We start from the raw sequence: 641 nt of genomic DNA, 5'->3' as shown, positions 1-641 counted from the left end.
CCGCCGCTGGCTACATTGCTGATTACCTTGTTACCCGCATTGATACCGCTGTTTGTAAGGGATACGCCGCCTGCCGTAACACCGCTACCGTTGACGGTCGTCGTATTCGTACCGTCCGTAAAGGCCGCACTCGTAAGTCCTGTCAGAGTCGGTTTCAAGGAATACGTAAAAGCAGCCCCGCTCTGATTCATATCCAGGTTGTCTCCGGCATTAAAGGTAACCGTATCTCCCGAGCCTACAGATGTCACACTCTGTGTACCCGATTGAGTACCCGAACCTGTAATACCGCTGGTAGCCTTCCAACCTGCATTGGCTACGCGGTCGGCAATGGTCTTTAACTGATCTTCCGTTGCCGCTCTGCCCGATACGGGAGTGCCGCTCCATGTCGTATTGGAAAGACCCGTAACCGTATTGTTGGCGCCGTTTACATTAACACTTCCGGCCTTAAAGATATTGCCCGTCACCGACCCCGTCGTTCCGTCGAGGGTAATGAGGTTCGTACCCGTTCCGACCAGTACACTGTCGGCGGCCGTTACCTTATTAAAGGATACATCGTCTGCCGTGGCTATGGTAAATTCCTTACCCGTACGGCTTATCTTGATGTTTTGACCGTCTTTGAAGTTGACTTCATCGCCGCCCTT

General features: G+C 52.7%; 1 pseudogene. It reads right to left on the bottom strand.

Annotation, left to right across the window (positions count from 1 at the left end):
- Nucleotides 1–641, bottom strand: a pseudogene (locus HMPREF9429_RS09270) (hypothetical protein); the annotation flags it as partial.

It is taken from the genome of Megasphaera micronuciformis F0359 (assembly GCF_000165735.1).
Lineage (GTDB): Bacteria > Bacillota > Negativicutes > Veillonellales > Megasphaeraceae > Megasphaera > Megasphaera micronuciformis.
Note: the sequence above shows the minus strand (reverse complement) of the source record. Positions and strands in the feature narration are given on the sequence as shown.